This is a genomic window from Qipengyuania gaetbuli, assembly GCF_020524765.1.
Lineage (GTDB): Bacteria > Pseudomonadota > Alphaproteobacteria > Sphingomonadales > Sphingomonadaceae > Qipengyuania > Qipengyuania gaetbuli_A.
This window is the reverse complement of sequence record NZ_JAIVLR010000001.1, coordinates 885,584-902,751: the sequence shown is the minus strand read 5'-3', so window position 1 is coordinate 902,751 and position 17,168 is coordinate 885,584. Positions and strand designations below refer to the sequence as shown.

Genomic DNA, 17,168 nt, shown 5'->3' with positions numbered 1-17,168 from the left:
TTGCCCTGTGGCTGCTACAAAGAGTCCCGGAACGGACCATGACGATACAGCAGCGCCTCATTCCGCGTCACGCCACGAACGTCGTGCTCGACTGCCTTGTCGCGAGGCAGCGGGCGCAGGCAATCCTGTGCGATGTTTCAGGGACCGGTTGCCGCGTCGAACTGTTCGATGCCTCTGCGGAACCGGGTGCCATGCTCATCTTCGAGATCGACGATCGCCTTGCCTTTGCGGGACAGGTCGTCTGGGTTCAGGGCGCGGAGGCGGGCGTGCAGTTCACCCGGTCCTTGACGCCGCAAATCCTGGCCGCGCTGGACGTGAGGCCTAACTAACCCAGTCTTTTGAGAATGGCCTCGGCCATCCGCTTTCCCAGTTCCGGCCCCTGCTGCGGATAGAGGTAGGGCTCGATCATCTCGGCCTCCATCACCGCAAGATCCCCCGAGGGCAGCCGCGCCATGTCGATGCGGCAATAGAGCGGCCGGTCGATCGGCAACGAGGCGACCACCGACTGCGCCTTTGCGAGGTCGGCGGCATCGGGCTCGAAATCGCATTCATAGCCGCCATAGAGCGACTGGATGCGGTATTCTCCCTCCGCCGCCCGCTTCAGCACGCCGTGGCTGAAAGCCCCATCGACGAAGAGGAAGGTGTACTCGCCCTCTTCGACGACGCTTGGCAGGAACGGCTGGACCATGCACGGGCGACCCATGCGCCAGCCGTCTTCGGGCAACTGCGCGCGCGAGAAGCTGTGCTGCCCGAGACCACCTGCGCCGACCTGCCGCTTGACCACGATGCGGTCGCAGCCGAAGCCGTCCATCGCCTCCAGCACGCCCGCATTGTCGAGATCGTCGAGCCAGAGCGTGGGCACTGTGGTCACCCCGCGCTCGTCCAGCTCGCGAAGATAGCGCTTGTCCGCATTCCACCGCACGACATCCGGCGGATTGCAGACTGCAATACCCATATCGGCCAGGGCTTCCAGCTTGTCGAGGAACTCGTCCGGATGGTCCTGATAGTCCCAGGCCGTGCCGAGCAGGACCAAGGCCATCCCCTCGAATTCGCCCAGCGGTGCGCGCCAGTCGATCTCCACCAGCTCCAGCCCCGCAGCAGCGAATGCCGGGCGCAGGGCCGCGGTTTCGAGGTCGTGCTCGAAAGCGTCCCCGCGCCGTTCGTCCGCCACGCCTTCGGGCGGCGGCAGCGTGTCGGCGCAGGCGAGGAAGCCGATCCTTGTCGTCACTTCAGACCTGTTCCAGCGCCTGTTCGAAGTCTGCGATGAGGTCGTCCGCGTCCTCGATCCCGATCGAGATGCGGATGAGGTTGTCGCCGATGCCCAGCGCCGCCTTGCGCTCGTCCGGCACTGACAGGTGCGTCATCGAGGCCGGGTGGCTGGCGAGCGTTTCGGTCCCGCCGAGGCTGACCGCCAGCTTGGCGATCTTGAGGTTGTCGAGGAAGCGGAAGCATTCCGCCTCGCCGCCCTTGAGCAGCAGCGAGAAGGTCGAACCGGCGCCGAGGCAATGGCGGTCGTAGATGTCCTGCTGGCGCGCATCCTTGATCATGCCAAGATAGCCGAGGCCTTCGACCTTGGGATGCTGGGCAAGGAAGGCGCAGACCTTCTCCGCATTTTCGCCCGCGCGCTGCATGCGCAGTTCGACGGTCTCGAGGCTGCGGCAAAGCATCCATGCCGTGTTCGGGTCGCAGATCCCGCCCATCGTGTTGCGCAGCATGCGCACCGGGTCCATCCACTTCTTGGCGCCGGCGACGCTGCCCGCGACGAGGTCGGAATGGCCGCCCACGTATTTGGTCAGCGAGTAGACCACGATGTCCGCACCATGTTCGAGCGGGCGCTGCCACAGCGGACCGAGGAAGGTGTTGTCGATCGCGATCGGGCATTCCAGCCCCGCTGCGTCGACCGCGGCGCGCACGGCCTGCACGTCGACCAGCGCATTGGTCGGATTGCCCGGGCTTTCGAGATAGACCATGCAAACCTTGCCGCCCTGTTCGGCGGCCTTGGCCTTGCCCTGTGCGAGCACGGCGTCGATCTCTTCACGCGTCGCGCCTGCGGGGAAGTCGATGTAGCTCACGCCGAACTTGCTCAGCCATTTGGCGACGAAGCCTTCGGTCGCGGCATAGAGCGGTCCCGAATGGACGATCACGTCGCCCTGGCTCGCATAGGTCAGCAGCAGGACGCAGATCGCGGACATGCCGCTGGAGAAAGACAGGGCGTCTTCCGCGCCGTCCCAGATGGACAGGCGGTCTTCGAGGATTTCCTGGTTCGGCGCGTTGAAGCGCGAATAGACGAGGCCGTCCGCACCGCCCGGACGCTTGCCGGTGATGCCTTCGAAATGGCGCTTGCCGTCGGCAGCGCTGGGGAAGGCGAAAGTGCTGGTGAGGAAGAGCGGCTGCTTGAGGCTACCTTCGGACAGCACGGGGTCGTAACCGTGGCCCATCATCAGCGTGCTGGGTTTCAGGGGGCGGCCGTTGATCTTGGTGACGTCGCTCATGGTCGCGAGCATCCTTCCTGTATCTTCGCCCCCAGGAAGGCGGGGGCCGATGAGGCTGCCGGGGCGCCCGTTCCTAACCTCCGCAGGAACGCCTCTCCGTCGACAGCCGCTGTGGGCCATGTCTTATGTTGGAGCGATGTTGGTTTCAACTGCGACCAAGCCCACAGGATGGAACGCTTGGAACACAGTCCACAGGAGAAAATCCCGGTCCCGCGATGACGCCGATACGGAAGCGTTGGGGGAGAGAGTTTTCGGCGCCATAAGGGCGGCGATAGCAAGCCGACTGACGGTAGGAAAACGCCCGTCAGAGCAGCGCGTTCATGCCCCACACCACGGCTACGATCATCACGATGCCGAACAGGTCGAGCAGCAGGCCTGCCTTGACCATCCGTTCGATGCGGATGCGACCGGTCGACCAGGCGATGGCATTGGGACCGGTTCCGGCCGGCAGCATGAAGCCCCAGCTTGCCGCCAGCGCGGCCGGCATGGCCAGCAGGACCGGATCGGCACCGAGAGCCACGACGAGGCTGGCGACGACCGGGATGATGCCGCTAGCCGTGGCGACGTTGCTGGCGAACTCGGTGATCAGCACGACCATCGCGACCACGGCAATCGCGACGAGCACCAGCGGCCACGCTTCCAGCGGCAACAGGGCCTGCCCCAACCAGTCGGCAAGGCCGCTCGCCGCCATACCGGCCGCCAGCGCCAAACCGCCGCCGAACATCATGATGACGCCCCATGGCGCGCGGTTCGCCTCGTCCCAGGTCAGCAGCGGCCTGCCCGTGCCGTCGGGCAGGAGGAACAGCGTCAGGCTCATCAGGATGGCGATGGTGCCGTCGGTCAGCGATCCGTCCGGCAGATAGGGTGCGATCCACATCTGCCCCATCCACAAGAGGAAGGTCACTGCGACGACGGGGACGAGCCGCTTCTCCGCGCTCGACCAGGCAGAATGCGTGTCGATCGCCGTGCGTGCGGCGCGCGCATCGAAGGGATGCGCCGCGACCTTCTGGACCCGCGCGACGAGGAAGGCGGCCAGCGGCACCCCGATCACGACCACCGGCAGGCCGTAGAAGGCCCACTGCGCGAAAGTGATGCGCGTGCCGGTCAGCGTGTCGAGCAGGCCCACGGCAATCGCATTGGTGGGCGATCCGACCAGCGTGCCGAGCCCGCCGATGCTGGCGGCAAAGGCGATGCCCATGGGCAAGGCGCCCGACAGGCCTTCGGTGTCCTGATCGCCGATGCCCCCGCCCGCCAGCACGGCGACGGCCATGGGCATCATGATCAGCGCGGTGGAGGTGTTGGAGATCAGCATCGACAGGATCGCCGCCGTCGCCATGAAGGCCAGCAGCACGCCGGCCTGCCCGCCGCGCCCGCCGACCATGCGCAGCAGCGCGAGCGCCAGGCGCTTGTGCAATCCGGTGCGCTCGATGGCGAGGGCGATGAAGGCACCGCCCAGCAGCAGGAACAGGATGGGCGAATAATAGGCCGATGCCGTGGTTTTTGCGTCCATCACCCCGGCAAAGGGCAAGACCAGGAAGGGCATCAGCGCGGTCGCCGTCAGCGGCAACGCTTCGGTCATCCACCATGCGGCCATGAGGACGACGAGGCCGGCAACGATACCTGCCCCGCGTTCCATCCCCGCGGGCAAGGGCGCGAAAATGCCTGCCAGCAGGGCAAGGATGCCGATTACCAGACCGATGCGTTGTGCGCTCACTGCGTCTCTCCCGCTGCCCTGCTAACGGGCAGGGGCGGGAGGGAGCAAGGCTTCACGTGGTGCCTATGCCGCTTTCATGGCGGCAGCAGGGCTTATTCCTCGGGCTGGGCGGGTTCGCCGGCCTCTTCGGCAGGTTCGATCGTCTCGCCGGGATTGGGCAGCAGGATCACGCGGCCGAGGCGGCCCTGTTCCTGCAGCACGCGGTATTTCTGTGCGCGTTCGCCAAGCAGGCGCAGGATCGAAGGCGTGAACTTGGCCGAGGCGTATTCGCCGTTCGACTGGAGTTCGTAGAACAGCGGCTCCTTCTCGCCCCCGGCAAGGTCGGCGACCGTGTCGACATAGGTGTTGACCTTGATCGACTTGCCTTCGGCGAGCAGCGCCGAGACGTCTTCCTCGGCGAGCGTTGCGAGGTGGGCCTTGAGGTCATCGTCCATGCGCGGGAAGAAGAACGGGGCCGCTTCCTCGAAGATTGCGGAGACCAGCAGCTTGCCGCCCATGCTTTCCACGCCGCGCAGCGAATTGACGAATTCGTTGCCGTTCTCGGCCAGCAGCGCATCGACATTGGCCGCAGTATAGGCTTCGCGCGGGATGGTGGGGCCGCCCAGTTCGCCGCGGAAGAAGCCGTAGATCACCTTGGGATCGTCCCAGTGGGGGAAGACGATCCTGGTGCGGATGTCCTTCGGGCTCATCGCGACGCCGGCGATGGTGATGAACTTCGTCTCGTCGAGCGGCTTGTCGCTGCCGTCGAGGCGGATGAGCGAGGGCGAGGTGACGGGATAGTTCAGCGCGATCTTCTCGATCACGGCAACATTGTGGAGGTTGATCCAGAAGGCGAGCTGCTGGTTCTTCGGCAGGCTGGCGATGTCGATTTCACCGGCGATGCGCTGCAGATCCTCGCGGTATTCGGTCAGCGGGGCGATCGCTTCCTCGCTCAGCATCGAGAAGGGAATGCGGTTGCCTTCGAGGCGGATGCGCGAATCGTGCCCGTAGACGAAGCGCGTGCCCGTCAGCGGCAGGACGGTGTTCGCACCGAGGCGCGTGGATGGCCCCATGCGCAGGACCATGTAGCGCAGCGCGTCCTGCCAGACCGAGAAATCGAGCTGGAGGTTCTTCGACGGGCGCGGCGCGAAGCGGGCGAATTCGGCGTCCACCGAAGCGGCCTGCGCAGCGGCCAGCGGCGCGGCATCCTGCCCGAGGACAGGCGTTGCGGGCAGCGCAAGAAGCGATGCGATGGCTGCCGAAGCGAGAAGTCGTTTGCCCATGTTGCGATACCTGCCTGATGAAGTCGTGACGGGGCCTGATGTCGAAGCCCCAAGAAAATCGCTGCCCTTATACTTCAGAATTCATGGCAGGGGCAGGGCAGCCTGCCGATTGGGGCAAGCACTTGGTCGATAGGAGGGGCGACTCTTCGCCCTTCGTCAATGGAGAGAAAGTGCCAAGCCCATGAAAAAGCGGGGCTGGTGCCATGGCACCGCCCCGCTCTTGTCCGGTCGAACCGTTGCCGGCAGACGCTTATTTGGGTGCGAGCACCATCAGCATCTGGCGTCCTTCGAGGCGCGGGAAGCTTTCCACCTTGGCGATTTCCTCGACGTCGTCTCGCACCCGGTTGAGCAGGTCCATGCCGAGCTGCTGGTGCGCCATTTCGCGACCGCGGAAGCGCAGGGTGACCTTCACCTTGTCGCCATGCTCGATGAACTTGTTCACGTTGCGCATCTTCACGTCGTAATCGTGATCGTCGATGTTGGGACGCATCTTGATCTCTTTGATCTCCTGCGTCTTCTGGGTCTTGCGTGCGAGGTTCGCCTTCTTCTGCGCCTCGTAGCGATACTTGCCGACGTCCAGGAACTTGCACACCGGCGGGTCCGCATTGGGGGACACTTCGACGAGGTTGAGACCCAGTTCGTTGGCCTGCTCTACCGCTTCGCGGGTGTACATCACCCCCAGGTTTTCGCCTTCGTGATCGATCACGCGGACCTTGGGGACGTTGATCATGTTATCGTAGCGCGGGCCGCTTTTCACGGGCATTTGCATGCTGCGCCGGGGTGGACGGGCTATGGGGCAATCTCCTGATTCTGCCGTTTGGTGTGGGCGCTATGTAGGGAGAAACGCGCCTTTTCGCTAGGGCGAAACTCAGGCGGCGCGATGCCACAGGTTGAAACGCGCCAGCTTGCCTCCCGCAGGGACCACCGCATCGATGCGATCGGCGGGCTGGAGGGCCTTCAGGATGGCCGGATCGGCCGCGTTCATGCCCCCGGTATAGGCCCCGAAAGCAGGCAGGATCATGCGCCCGCTGGGCCTTCCGTCCGCGCCCTCGTTCGCGCTGACAACGGCGCAGGGCCGCCGGATCATGCGCTGGCGGACCTTGAGCTGTAGGCGCGGGTGGTAGTGGCCCGACAGTTCGGGCCGCGTCTCGCCCTTCTGCGCGCGGTGGCGCAGGATGACGCCGCCGATTTCGAGTTCTTCTGCCAGCGTGCCGCCGCAACGCGCTGCCATGTCGGGATCGTGCCCATCATCGTGATTGCCCGTGATCCAGACCCAGTCGACCGCCTTGGTCAGCGCCTCCAGCATGCCGCAGGCGTGGGGTTCGAGCCGGGCCGATCCGTCCGAATCGTGAAAATTGTCGCCCAGCGTGATGACGCGGCGCGCGCCCGTTTCGCGGATGGCGAGGGCGACGCGCTCCAGCGTCTCGCGGCTGTCGTATGGGGGGACCATCTGCCCGTGCTTGGCGAAAAAGCTGCCTTTCTCGAGATGCAGGTCGGCAACCAGCAGCGCTTGTTCGCGCGGCCAGTACAGTGCGCGGCCCTCTGTCAGGAGCCATTCCTCGCCTGCGAACGAAAGGGGAACCATGCGGCGCTATTGCCGTAGGGAAATCGGGATGGCAAGGCCCCACGCATGACCGACTGGACACAACAGACCCAAGCAGCGCGCACCTGGTTCGAAACCCTGCGCGACCGCATCTGCGCCGAATTCGAGGCGATCGAACGTGAAGCGGGCTCGGATGCTGCCTTCGCCTACACGCCGTGGCAGCGCGAGGAAGCGGGCAATGACGATCCGGGCGGCGGTGTCCAGGGCCTGATGAAGGGCAAGGTGTTCGAGAAGGTCGGGGTCAACGTGTCGACCGTGCGCGGCAATTTCGCGCCCGAATTCGCCGCCTCGATCAACGGGGCGAGCGCCGAAAATCCCGGCTTCACCGCCACCGGCATCAGCTTGGTCGCGCACATGGCGAACCCTCACGTTCCGGCCGTGCACATGAACACGCGCTTTTTGACCACGCAGGCCGCCTGGTTCGGCGGAGGGGCGGACCTTAACCCGCCGCTCCCGTACGAAGAGGACACGAACGACTTCCACGCCCGTTTCCGCGCGGCCTGTTCGGCCCACAACCCGACCTATTACGAGCGGTTCAAGAAGTGGGCGGACGACTATTTCTTCATCCCCCACCGCGGCGTGCACCGCGGCGTAGGCGGAATCTTCTACGACCACCTGGAATGTACGGACGAAGCCGCTTTCGAGCGCAATTTCGCCTTCACCCGCGACGTGGGCGAGGCCTTCCTCGACATCTTCCCCAAGCTGGTGCGCCGCCGGATGGAGAGCGAATTCACGCCCGAGGAGAAGCTGACCCAGCTCGAATGGCGCGGGCGCTATGCCGAATTCAATCTCGTCTACGACCGCGGCACGCTGTTCGGCCTCAAGACTGGCGGCAATATCGACGCGATCCTCATGAGCCTGCCGCCCGAGGCCGTGTGGAGCTGAGCGCGGCCGATCGGGCAGTCTTTGCCGGCAGGTCCGACCGGATCGACCGGGCACGCCTAGATGAACTCCACTACCTCGGTACCTACGAGCGAAAGCTGCCGGTGAACCTGCAGCGGATGATGGAAAACGCCTACGACTGGGAACACCTGCCCTTCGTCCATCCAACCTCGTTTGGCGATATCGCGCTGGTCGAACAGGGCAGCTGGGGCTGGCGGTGCAAGGCATCGCTACCGGGCTCTGCGGGCAGCCAGTTCATCGAACTGCTCGTCGACGCGGCGCGGCATTATTGGGCGACCTGCGTGGTCGAGGGCTTCGGGCAGGGCGTGGAAATCCATACCCAGGCGACTGCCGTGCCCGAAGACGGGATCACGGTACGCGTGGGATTCTACCTCCCCCAGCCGCCGGAAAGCGAGGCGCAGGCCCAGTTCCTCCTCGCCGCTCTCCAGCAGCAATATGCTACGCTCTATGACGAGGACGAGCAGCTGATGAGCGGGCGCCAGGCGGCTATCGAGCGCAAGTCATCGGGTGGCCATGTGCGGCCGGAGGCGGGTACCGCGCTGGGCGCCTCGTCCGGTTTCGACAAGGAATGCGCCAACATCGTCTCCGCAGGCGGGGGCGAGATGGTCCTGCGCTTCCACGAAGGCCGCTGGCTGGCGCACCGCGCGACCTGCCCTCACCTGCTGGGGCCGCTGTCAGGTCACGAGATCGCCGATGGCCGCGTGACCTGCCCCTGGCACGGCTATCGCTTCTCGCTGGAAGACGGCCACGAGGAAGAGGGGCGCTGCCCGGCGCTTGAGATATTCGGCGTGGCGGAAGATGACCGCGGGCGGCTGGTCCTCCAGGGCCCGATCTAGGCTCTTACTTTTTCGGGCCCCAGACGCGGACCCAGTCGACCAGCATGGCGACCTTGCCGGTCTTCACTTTCTCGACCGTTTCCGCCGGCACGCCGTTATAGGGTTCTTTGATGCCGTTGGTCTTGAACGGATAGGCACCGCCCATCGCGAAATTGAGAATCAGGTATTTGGCATTGTCGAAGCGCCATTTGCCGTAGTTTTCGACCATCGGGCGGGTGACGCGGTAAGTGACATGGTCGTCGACGAGGAACTCGATCTTGTCCTCGGTCCATTCGACGGCGTAATTGTGCCAGTCGGTGACATCAATGCCTTCGGGGAAGAAGAACTTGTTCACCAGCGGGGTTTCGCCCGAATAGCCGGGGCCGTGAAGCGCGACGCCGATCCAGTCTTTCTCGCCAACATATTCCATGATGTCGATTTCGCCGGTTTCGGGCCACTTGCCGTTGCCGAGCAGCCAGAAGGCGGGCCAGGTGCCTTCGGCATCGGGCATGCGGATGCGGGCTTCGGCGCGGCCGTAGGTGAAGTCGAACTTGCCCTTGCTCTCGATCCGGCCCGACACGAAGGGCGCGTTGCGGTCCTTGCTGGGATCGAGGCCCGGATTGAACACCGGGCGCAGCATCAGCACGCCGTTCTCCGCGCCTTCGACTCCCTGCATGAAGTTGATCACGGCCGGGTCGTCGACATACATCTGCTGTTCGTTGTTGACCCAGAAATCGGGACCGACGGTCACCCACTTCTCGCGGTCGAGCGTGCCGCCATCGAATTCGTCGGCGAAGATGAGCTCACGCCCCTCCATCTGCTGCGCCGAAGCGGCGGCGGGGATGGTGGCAAGGACAGCGGCGGCAAGCGGCAGCAGGATCGACTTCATTGGGGACCTCTCCAGTTCCTGATAACGTTCTCATTGCCGATTTCGGAGGATTTGGCGAGTCCTGCGGGTACGATTTCATCGCCGCTCTGGCCATCGCAGCATGAATTTGCGAGACGGCGCCCCGTCCCAACCAGATCAACCGCTTCCGGAGTCGCCCATGCGCCGTTTCGTCGCCCCGCTTTCCCTGCTGCTTGCCAGCGCTGCCTGCACGTCGATTCCGGCGGACACGGGCGGATATGCAGAGCCGCTGGTCGCGCCGATCCTGACCTCTCCCGAAGCGCTCGATACTTCGACCTATGCCCGCCCGCAGGAAGCACGGGTCACCCATGTCGAGCTCGATCTCGACCTCGACTTCACCGCGCAGCGGGTCGGCGGCGTGGCCGAACTCAGGCTCCTGGTGGCTCCGGGCGAAGAGCGGCTGGTGCTCGACAGCTACGGGCTCGAAATCGAGAAAATCACCGATACACGCGGCGCCGAACTTTCCTACTCGGTGGGCGAGACGGTCGAGGCCGGCGGCAAGGGCGCGCCGCTGACGATTGCGCTGAACGGCGCGCGCAATATCCGCATCGCCTACAAGGCGCCTGCCGATGCCAGCGCGCTGCAATGGCTGAGCCCCGAACAGACCGCGGGCAAAGTCCACCCCTTCCTGTTCAGCCAGGGGCAGGCGATCCGCAATCGCACCTGGATCCCGACGCAGGACAGTCCCGGCATCCGCCAGACCTGGGCCGCGCGCATCACCGCGCCCAAGCCGCTCGACGTGGTGATGAGCGGCGTGCGCCAGGGCGAGCCCGAAGACCTCGGCGACGGGCGCCGCGCTTTTCGTTTCGTGATGGACAAGCCGGTGCCGCCCTACCTCATCGCGCTGGCTGCAGGCGATATCGACTTCAAGCCGATCGGGCCGCGCACGGGCGTCTGGGCCGAACCTTCGGTCCTGCCCCGCGCCCATGCCGAGGTGGCCGATACCGAGGAGATGGTGGTCGCTGCGGAGCGGCTCTATGGCGCCTATCGCTGGGGCCGCTACGACATGATCGTGCTGCCGCCAGCCTTCCCCTTCGGCGGGATGGAAAACCCGGTAATGACCTTCCTCACCCCCACTTTCATCGCGGGCGACCGGTCGAACAACGGCCTCGTCGCGCACGAGCTGGCGCATAGCTGGTCGGGCAATCTGGTAACCAATGCGACCTGGGGCGACAGCTGGCTCAACGAAGGCGTGACGACCTATTTCGAGAACCGCATCGTCGAGGAAGTCTACGGCAGGAAGCGCGCCGAACAGGAAGCGGCGCTGATGTACGCCAATATCCAGGAAGTGCTCGACGAAGTGGGTGCGGACGAACCCGGCACCGCGCTCAGCACCGATGGCGAATACGAGCTCGGCAGCGCGATTGCCTATGACAAGGGCGCTTTCTTCCTGCGCACGGTGGAACGGATCGTGGGCCGGGAGCGGTTCGATGCCTGGCTGCGCCAGTGGTTCGACGGCCACGCCTTCCAACCTGCGACCAGCGAGATGTTCCTCGCCGACATGATGGAAAACCTCGTCGCATCGCCTGCAGAGGCCGAGGCGCTGATGCTGCGCGAATGGATTTTCGCGCCGGGCCTGCCCGCCAATGTCGCCAAGCCCGACCCGGCTGCCTTTGCCGAGGTCGATACGGCCGTTGCCGCTTACACGGCGTCGGGCGCCATCCCCGCGGCCTATGCCGGCTGGACCGCAGCAGAGCAGATGCGCTTCGTGGACAACCTCCCCAAGGATCGCACTGCCGCGCAGCTCGCCGCGCTCGACAGGGCGCTGGGCCTGTCGAAGACGGGGAACAACGAGATCCTGTTCCTCTGGCTCGAACTGGCGCTGATGAACCGCTACGAACCGGCTGTCCCTCAGGTCGAAGCGTTCCTTGCCGAAGTCGGCCGCGCCAAATTCGTCCGCCCGCTCTTCACGGTGCTGTGGAACGAAGGCGAATGGGGCCAGCCGATCGCCAAGCGCATCTATGCAGGAACGCGCGGCAGCTATCACGCGGCGACGCGCGCGGGCGTGGACCGGGTGCTGGGCTGGACGGAGTAAGCATAAGGCTGGGTTGCATGGACCGCACCGAGGCGTGCGGTCCGTGCGATTGATCGCTCGCCGGCGGGCGGCTAGGCATTCCCTGCCGATAACAGTGAGTGTTGCCATGCCGTCCCGCCTCGCCGCCAGGGCCTTGCCGCTCCTGCCGCTGCTCATTCCGGCCCTCGCCATTCTTGCCGGACGCTTAGCCACTCATAGCGAACTTGCCGCACGATATCCGCGCAGCGCGGCGTTGCTGTTCCTCTGGCTATGTGCCGATGCGCTGGCGCTGGCGCTGCTCGCCAAGACCCCCGACAACCGCCCGGGCCTGCGCGCCATGCTGGGAGCTGTGGCGGCGGGTTGCATCCTGGCGACGCTGGCGGCTGCCGAACCGGTCCGCTCTGCGCTCATGGACATGCGCGCCGTGATCATCGCCATGGCGCTGACCGTGCTGGCCTTTGTCGGGTGGAGCACCGTGGTGGCCATTCGCCATTTCCGCGAGACCCGCTCGCTTGAGGCGGCACTGTCGCAGGTGCTGCCGCCATTGCAGGTCCGGCTTGCAAAACACGAGCTGGCCATGCTGCGCCTCGCCCTGTTCAGCTGGCGGGCGGAGCCGCAGGTCCCCCGAGGCGCCGAGGCCTTTGCCTATCACCGCGTGGTCAATCCGCTGATTGCATCGCTCCTCGTCCTGCAGCTGATCGAAATCGTGGTGGTCGACATTCTCGTCAGCCACTGGAGCAGGACGGCCGGCATGGTGCTGCTCGCGCTGGGCGCGTGGGGCGCGCTGTTCCTGGTGTCGCTGATGCAGGGTTTCCGGCTCTATCCGGTGCTGATCGACGCCGATGCCGTCCATGTCCGCTCGGGCATGATGATCGACCTGCGCATCCCGCTGCCTGCAATCGCATCGGTCGGGCGCAGCATCACCGATGCACAGACGAAGGACCGCCGCGTGCTCAATGCAGCGATCCTGGCGCACCCCAATATCGTGCTCGAACTGGCAAGGCCGGTCACCTATCGCAACCTTCTCGGGCGGGAACGGCAGGTCGGGTGCGTGGCCCTGAGGCTCGACGATCCGGCCCCCTTCCTCGCGGCGCTGGCCAACAAACTCTAGACCTTCCGCGCATTTCCCGTTGCATTGCAGCACGATTTGCCCACATCGTGGCTGAGAGATGCTGCGCCAGTACGAACTCGTAGAGAGGGTCCTCGAATACGACCCGGACGCCGACGAGGCGATGCTGAACCGTGCCTATGTCTACACGGTGCAGAAGCACGGCACCCAGACGCGTGCCAGCGGCGACCCCTATTTCTCGCACCCGGTCGAGGTCGCGGGCCTGATGACCGATCTCAAGCTCGACCAGGAGACCATCGCGACCGCGCTGCTCCACGACACGGTCGAGGATACGCTGGCCACGATCGAGGATATCGAGCTCAATTTCGGGACCGATGTCGCACGGCTGGTCGACGGCGTGACCAAGCTGTCGAAGATCGAACAGATGCCCGAGAACGAGCGGGCGGCCGAAAACCTGCGCAAGTTCCTTCTCGCCATGAGCGAGGACATCCGCGTCCTCCTGGTGAAGCTGGGCGACCGGCTGCACAACATGCGCACGCTGGGCTTCATCAAGAACCCGGAAAAGCGCCAGCGCATCGCGCGCGAGACGATGGATATCTACGCCCCGTTGGCAGAGCGGGTGGGCATGTACGAATACATGCGCGAAATGCAGATGCTCGCTTTCGAGCAGCTGGAGCCCGAAGCCTTCGAGACGATCACCCAGCGCCTCGACCAGATCCGCCAGCAGGACGGCGGGCAGGTCGATGCCATCGCGCTCGACATGAAGCATGCGCTGGCCGAAGCCGGCCTGACGGTCGAGGTGTCGGGCCGCGAGAAGCACCCCTATTCGATCTGGCGCAAGATGGCCGAACGCCACGTGTCCTTCGAACAGGTCACCGACATCATGGCCTTCCGCATCATCACCGAAAGCGTCGACGACTGCTACCGCGCGATGGGCCTGCTGCACACCACCTGGCAGTTCCTGCCCGGGCGCTTCAAGGACTACATCTCGACGCCCAAGACGAACGGTTACCGCAGCCTCCACACCTCGCTCATCTACGGCAAGTCGATGCGCGTCGAGGTACAGATCCGCACGCGCGAGATGCACCGCACCAACGAATTCGGGCTTGCCGCGCACTGGGCCTACAAGCAGGGCGACCGCCCTGACGGGCAGGTAGGCTGGCTGCGCGACTTGATCGAGATCGTGGATGCCAGCCACGATCCGGAAGAACTGCTCGAACACACGCGCATGGCGATCTACCAGGATCGCATCTTCGCCTTCACGCCCAAGGGTGCGCTGTTCCAGCTGCCCAAGGGCTCTACCGCGGTCGACTTCGCCTTTGCGGTGCATACCGATCTCGGGGCGCAGACGGTGGGGGCCAAGATCAACGGGCGCCACATGCCCCTGCGCACGCAATTGCATAATGGCGACGTGGTCGAAATCCTGAAGGGCAAGAATGCCGAGCCGCAGATGAGCTGGCTGGGCTTCGTGGTCACGGGCAAGGCGCGGGCCGCCATCCGCCGGGCCGTCCGCCTCAAGGAACGCGCCGAAGTCGCCGAAATCGGCACCAAGCTGTTCGACGAAATCGCCAGCCGCGTGCCTGCCAAGATCGGCAAGAAGGCGGTCCGCGACGCGTTGAAGCGGCTTGAGATGGAGGAAGAGGACGACCTCTATTACGCCATCGGTGCCGCCAATATCGCCGACCGCGACGTGATGGAGGCGCTGGTCCCCGGCTGCACCGAGGGCATGGCGGACGACGATGCCGAATGGCTGCGTAGCGGCAAATCGCTCTCGATCCGCGGGCTCACGCCGGGCGTCGGCTACCAGCTGGCGGAATGCTGCCACCCGGTGCCGGGCGACCGCATCGTGGGCGTTCGCAAGCCCAGTTCGGGGGTGGAAGTCCACGCGATCGATTGCCACGAACTGGCGAGCGGCATCGATACCGACTGGCTCGACCTGTCATGGGGCAAGAGCTCGCGCGGGGCTGTCGGGCGCCTCAGGGTGACACTTTACGACCGGCCCGGTACGCTGGCCGAGATGGCCGGTATCTTCGCCAAGAACGTCGTGAACGTGAAGAGCCTGGAACAGGTCCAGCTCGACCATCCCTTCACCACTTACGAAGTCGATCTGGAAGTGCAGGACCTTGCCCACCTCACCCGCATCCTCAGCGCGCTGCGCGCCAGCGATGCCGTGGCCCAGGCGGAGCGCGCATGAGCCTGCTCGTCGGGATCGACCATGTGCAGCTGGCCATGCCCCACGGGGGCGAGCCGCATGCGCGCAAATTCTGGGCCGACCTGATGGGGCTGGAAGAAGTCGCCAAGCCCGCACACCTCGCTGTCAACGGCGGCTGCTGGTTCGAAGGCAAGGGCATTACCATCCACTGCGGCGTGGAGGATGCCTTCCTCCCCGCCCGCCGCGCGCACCCCGCGCTGCTGGTCGAGAACCTCGGCGCGATGGTCGCCAAGCTGGAGGCGGCAGGCATCCCGTTCAAGCCGGGCAAGAAGCTCGACGGCTATCGCCGCGGTGACATTGCCGACCCCTTCGGCAACCGCATCGAACTGATGGAAAAGCTCTAGAGCCGGGGCATGCGGACGAGCACGGCGCGGTGGCCCGGCAGGGTCAGGACCAGCCTCTCGCCCTCGACCTGCATTTCAGGCGTGCCGTAAGCAAAGCGGGCGAGCAATTCGTCATTTGGTCGCTGTTGGCATATTTGGAGCGTGCACATCATGCTCCGGCCCATGGTTCCCGCCGGCTCATCGCCATCAAAGCCGCAAGAATTGCAGCCGTCGTTGAAACTGACGATCTCTCCCCAGCGGATGCCCAGCGAATAGCCGTCGTTCCGCACGTCTACTCCGTCGATCTCCACGAACTTCCACCCGCCATCTTCCTCGGGCGCGGCGACCAAGTGCCACAGCGTTTCGCCGGGCGGGAGCGACAAGTCGACGATGGCCGCCACCAGCGCGAGACCGAGGCCGCCGGCGGTGATCCATGCCAGCTTCTTGTGATGCTGGCCCCGGCTCACAGCAGGTCCAATTCAAGAGCGAGTTCATCGCCCTCGGCGAGGTCTTCGGCCTTCATCACTTTTTTCGACACAAGCAGCACCCATTCCGACTTCCGGTTCTGGGGAAACACCGAAGTCTTCCAACGGGTTCCGCCGATCAGGGCCATGACCTTCACCGAGCCGAAACCGCGGCGGCTGCCGAATTCGAGCCGCGAAAGGCGTTCGTGCATGGCGATGGCTGCGGCCTCTTCGCCGGTGATCGTCACGAGGTGATAGGTGCCCCGCTCCCCGCGCCATTGGCGCAAAGGAAGGGTGCAGGTGACGGTATCGTTCACTCGCCCGCGCGGCGGATGGGAATGGGGATGTTGCAGATGTCCGCACCGCCCGCCGGGACGATGAAGAAGGGATCACGGCGATTGGCGCGCGCCTCGGCGTAGCGGGCGAAGCTCGTCTCGAACCAGGCGCTGTCATCCCGCGAAGCCTGACCGGGCTTCTCTACCGCAAAGCGGCCTGTGCCCGTGTCGAGGTACTCGAAGCGGGGACGCTCGCCTTCAGGCAGGTCGGCGGCAACGCGAACCGAGAGGATCGGAGTGCGCAGGCCAGCCTCCGCTTCTGAGTAGAAGCCGAGGGCGCCGGTGCCGCGGGGAAGCGAGGACAGGTGTTCCATCCCTTCGACGATGCGTCCGACCAGCGCGATGTTGCGGTCGAGGTGGCGCGGTGCGTGGCCGATCACCGTGTAGAGTTCTGCGCCCGAGCCCGTATCCGGAGAATAGTTCCGGCCAACGCCTACCATGCCATAGCAGTGGACGGGCCAGGCGTTCTCTAGGTCGCTGGCAAGAGGCCAGCCGCGATCGAAATAGGTGGTCGGCGCGTAATTGTCCTGCATCGATCCTGGAGGATGCATGATGGCATACCGGTCGATGTCGGCCTTGCTCACCTGCTGCTCAACATAGGCGCTCTCGTCCATCACCTTCAGCCCATCGGGCAGCGGTTTGGCAGCCCCCTCGCTTTCCGGATTGTCGTAATTGGGATCGCCCCACTGGACGACGTAATTGTCCTGCACCCGGTTCACCGCGATACTGTCGTACCATTTCGCGCGGGCGAGAGTGCGAATGTTCTCGACCCAGCCCTGGCTGAAGGGCGCGGGCATGAGCTGGATGACGACCTTTCGCGCAGAGCCGTCGGCGGCAGGGGCGAGGGTCATGACCAGCAGGTCTTCGGCGGGGATGGCGATCCATTCCTTTGCATCGGCCTTTGCGACGATCTCGTTCGGCGAAGGCGCGCCCTGCGGTTCCTCCTGCGCGGCGAGAGGGGCGGCAAGGGCGAGCATCGCGGCGAGCGAAATCAGGTGCTTGGTCATGCGCGCCAGCGTGCCACCTGTCGGCCCAAACAAAAAGCCCCTTTCCGC

Annotated in this window: 17 protein-coding genes; 7 read left to right on the top strand and 10 right to left on the bottom strand. The window is 65.1% G+C overall.

Features of this window, described 5'->3' with window-relative positions:
- Positions 1-38: 38 nt before the first annotated feature.
- Positions 39-329 carry a PilZ domain-containing protein gene (locus tag LC083_RS04615; protein WP_226699384.1) on the top strand — a complete coding sequence of 97 codons (291 nt, stop codon included), beginning with the start codon at positions 39-41 and terminating at the stop codon, positions 327-329.
- Here the strand turns inward: LC083_RS04615 and LC083_RS04610 are convergent.
- The 6 genes from LC083_RS04610 to pdeM form a co-directional block, all read right to left on the bottom strand.
- Positions 326-1,228 carry an ATP-grasp domain-containing protein gene (locus LC083_RS04610; protein WP_226699383.1) on the bottom strand — a complete coding sequence of 301 codons (903 nt, stop codon included), beginning with the start codon at positions 1,226-1,228 and terminating at the stop codon, positions 326-328. The genes LC083_RS04615 and LC083_RS04610 overlap by 4 nt on opposite strands.
- Position 1,229: 1 nt before the next feature.
- Positions 1,230-2,492, bottom strand: coding sequence for a cystathionine gamma-synthase family protein (locus LC083_RS04605; RefSeq protein ID WP_264187085.1), 1,263 nt, complete (start codon positions 2,490-2,492; stop codon positions 1,230-1,232).
- A gap of 304 nt (positions 2,493-2,796) precedes the next feature.
- On the bottom strand, positions 2,797-4,206 hold the full coding sequence (locus tag LC083_RS04600; RefSeq protein WP_226699381.1) for an SLC13 family permease: 1,410 nt from the start codon (positions 4,204-4,206) through the stop codon (positions 2,797-2,799).
- A 92-nt stretch (positions 4,207-4,298) separates the two neighbouring features.
- A complete protein-coding gene (locus LC083_RS04595) occupies positions 4,299-5,468 on the bottom strand; it encodes a DUF547 domain-containing protein (RefSeq protein WP_226699380.1) in 1,170 nt (389 codons plus the stop codon).
- 250 nt (positions 5,469-5,718) lie between these two features.
- Positions 5,719-6,237 carry a translation initiation factor IF-3 gene (infC, locus tag LC083_RS04590; RefSeq protein WP_160608246.1) on the bottom strand — a complete coding sequence of 173 codons (519 nt, stop codon included), beginning with the start codon at positions 6,235-6,237 and terminating at the stop codon, positions 5,719-5,721.
- Positions 6,238-6,336: 99 nt separating this feature from the next.
- Positions 6,337-7,053 carry a ligase-associated DNA damage response endonuclease PdeM gene (gene pdeM, locus LC083_RS04585; RefSeq protein ID WP_226699379.1) on the bottom strand — a complete coding sequence of 239 codons (717 nt, stop codon included), beginning with the start codon at positions 7,051-7,053 and terminating at the stop codon, positions 6,337-6,339.
- Between the two features lie 45 nt (positions 7,054-7,098).
- Here pdeM and hemF point away from each other — a divergent pair, with 45 nt between their 5' ends.
- Both hemF and LC083_RS04575 read left to right on the top strand, forming a co-directional pair.
- Positions 7,099-7,956 (top strand): oxygen-dependent coproporphyrinogen oxidase, encoded by an 858-nt coding sequence (gene hemF, locus LC083_RS04580; protein ID WP_222555117.1) that lies wholly within the window; start codon positions 7,099-7,101, stop codon positions 7,954-7,956.
- Entirely contained in the window at positions 7,947-8,810 is an 864-nt protein-coding gene (locus LC083_RS04575; protein WP_226699378.1) for a Rieske 2Fe-2S domain-containing protein, read from the top strand. The genes hemF and LC083_RS04575 overlap by 10 nt, the downstream gene beginning before the upstream one ends.
- A 4-nt stretch (positions 8,811-8,814) precedes the next feature.
- Here LC083_RS04575 and LC083_RS04570 read toward each other — a convergent pair whose 3' ends face one another.
- On the bottom strand, positions 8,815-9,678 hold the full coding sequence (locus tag LC083_RS04570; RefSeq protein WP_222555115.1) for a family 16 glycosylhydrolase: 864 nt from the start codon (positions 9,676-9,678) through the stop codon (positions 8,815-8,817).
- 157 nt (positions 9,679-9,835) lie between these two features.
- On the opposite strand from LC083_RS04570, the gene LC083_RS04565 reads away from it, so the two are divergent.
- The 4 genes from LC083_RS04565 to LC083_RS04550 all read left to right on the top strand — a co-directional run bounded on the left by LC083_RS04565 (position 9,836) and on the right by LC083_RS04550 (position 15,335).
- On the top strand, positions 9,836-11,731 hold the full coding sequence (locus LC083_RS04565) for a M1 family metallopeptidase (protein ID WP_226699377.1): 1,896 nt from the start codon (positions 9,836-9,838) through the stop codon (positions 11,729-11,731).
- Positions 11,732-11,837: 106 nt separating this feature from the next.
- A complete protein-coding gene (locus LC083_RS04560) occupies positions 11,838-12,821 on the top strand; it encodes a hypothetical protein (RefSeq protein ID WP_226699376.1) in 984 nt (327 codons plus the stop codon).
- Positions 12,822-12,879: 58 nt separating this feature from the next.
- Positions 12,880-14,973 carry a RelA/SpoT family protein gene (locus LC083_RS04555; protein ID WP_226699375.1) on the top strand — a complete coding sequence of 698 codons (2,094 nt, stop codon included), beginning with the start codon at positions 12,880-12,882 and terminating at the stop codon, positions 14,971-14,973.
- Positions 14,970-15,335, top strand: a complete 366-nt coding sequence (locus LC083_RS04550; protein WP_160608239.1) for a VOC family protein — start codon at positions 14,970-14,972, stop codon at positions 15,333-15,335. The genes LC083_RS04555 and LC083_RS04550 overlap by 4 nt, the downstream gene beginning before the upstream one ends.
- Here the strand turns inward: LC083_RS04550 and LC083_RS04545 are convergent.
- Genes LC083_RS04545 through LC083_RS04535 form a run of 3 tightly spaced genes read right to left on the bottom strand, consistent with a single transcriptional unit; the run spans position 15,332 to position 17,120 of the window.
- Positions 15,332-15,781: an META domain-containing protein gene (locus LC083_RS04545; RefSeq protein ID WP_226699374.1), complete on the bottom strand. Its 450-nt coding sequence runs from the start codon at positions 15,779-15,781 to the stop codon at positions 15,332-15,334. The genes LC083_RS04550 and LC083_RS04545 overlap by 4 nt on opposite strands.
- Entirely contained in the window at positions 15,778-16,095 is a 318-nt protein-coding gene (locus LC083_RS04540; protein ID WP_226699373.1) for a DUF1905 domain-containing protein, read from the bottom strand. Before LC083_RS04540 ends, LC083_RS04545 begins: the two co-directional genes overlap by 4 nt.
- Entirely contained in the window at positions 16,092-17,120 is a 1,029-nt protein-coding gene (locus LC083_RS04535) for a peptidylprolyl isomerase (RefSeq protein ID WP_226699372.1), read from the bottom strand. Before LC083_RS04535 ends, LC083_RS04540 begins: the two co-directional genes overlap by 4 nt.
- Positions 17,121-17,168: the final 48 nt, after the last annotated feature.

Excerpts from the sequence above, each read along its gene's own strand:
- LC083_RS04615 (WP_226699384.1), top strand. The coding sequence starts at position 39 with ATGACGATACAGCAGCGCCTCATTCCGCGTCACGCCACGAACGTCGTG.
- LC083_RS04605 (WP_264187085.1), bottom strand. The coding sequence starts at position 2,492 with ATGAGCGACGTCACCAAGATCAACGGCCGCCCCCTGAAACCCAGCACG.
- LC083_RS04595 (WP_226699380.1), bottom strand. The coding sequence starts at position 5,468 with ATGGGCAAACGACTTCTCGCTTCGGCAGCCATCGCATCGCTTCTTGCG.
- infC (WP_160608246.1), bottom strand. The coding sequence starts at position 6,237 with ATGCAAATGCCCGTGAAAAGCGGCCCGCGCTACGATAACATGATCAAC.
- pdeM (WP_226699379.1), bottom strand. The coding sequence starts at position 7,053 with ATGGTTCCCCTTTCGTTCGCAGGCGAGGAATGGCTCCTGACAGAGGGC.
- hemF (WP_222555117.1), top strand. The coding sequence starts at position 7,099 with ATGACCGACTGGACACAACAGACCCAAGCAGCGCGCACCTGGTTCGAA.
- LC083_RS04570 (WP_222555115.1), bottom strand. The coding sequence starts at position 9,678 with ATGAAGTCGATCCTGCTGCCGCTTGCCGCCGCTGTCCTTGCCACCATC.
- LC083_RS04565 (WP_226699377.1), top strand. The coding sequence starts at position 9,836 with ATGCGCCGTTTCGTCGCCCCGCTTTCCCTGCTGCTTGCCAGCGCTGCC.
- LC083_RS04560 (WP_226699376.1), top strand. The coding sequence starts at position 11,838 with ATGCCGTCCCGCCTCGCCGCCAGGGCCTTGCCGCTCCTGCCGCTGCTC.
- LC083_RS04555 (WP_226699375.1), top strand. The coding sequence starts at position 12,880 with ATGCTGCGCCAGTACGAACTCGTAGAGAGGGTCCTCGAATACGACCCG.
- LC083_RS04550 (WP_160608239.1), top strand. The coding sequence starts at position 14,970 with ATGAGCCTGCTCGTCGGGATCGACCATGTGCAGCTGGCCATGCCCCAC.
- LC083_RS04535 (WP_226699372.1), bottom strand. The coding sequence starts at position 17,120 with ATGACCAAGCACCTGATTTCGCTCGCCGCGATGCTCGCCCTTGCCGCC.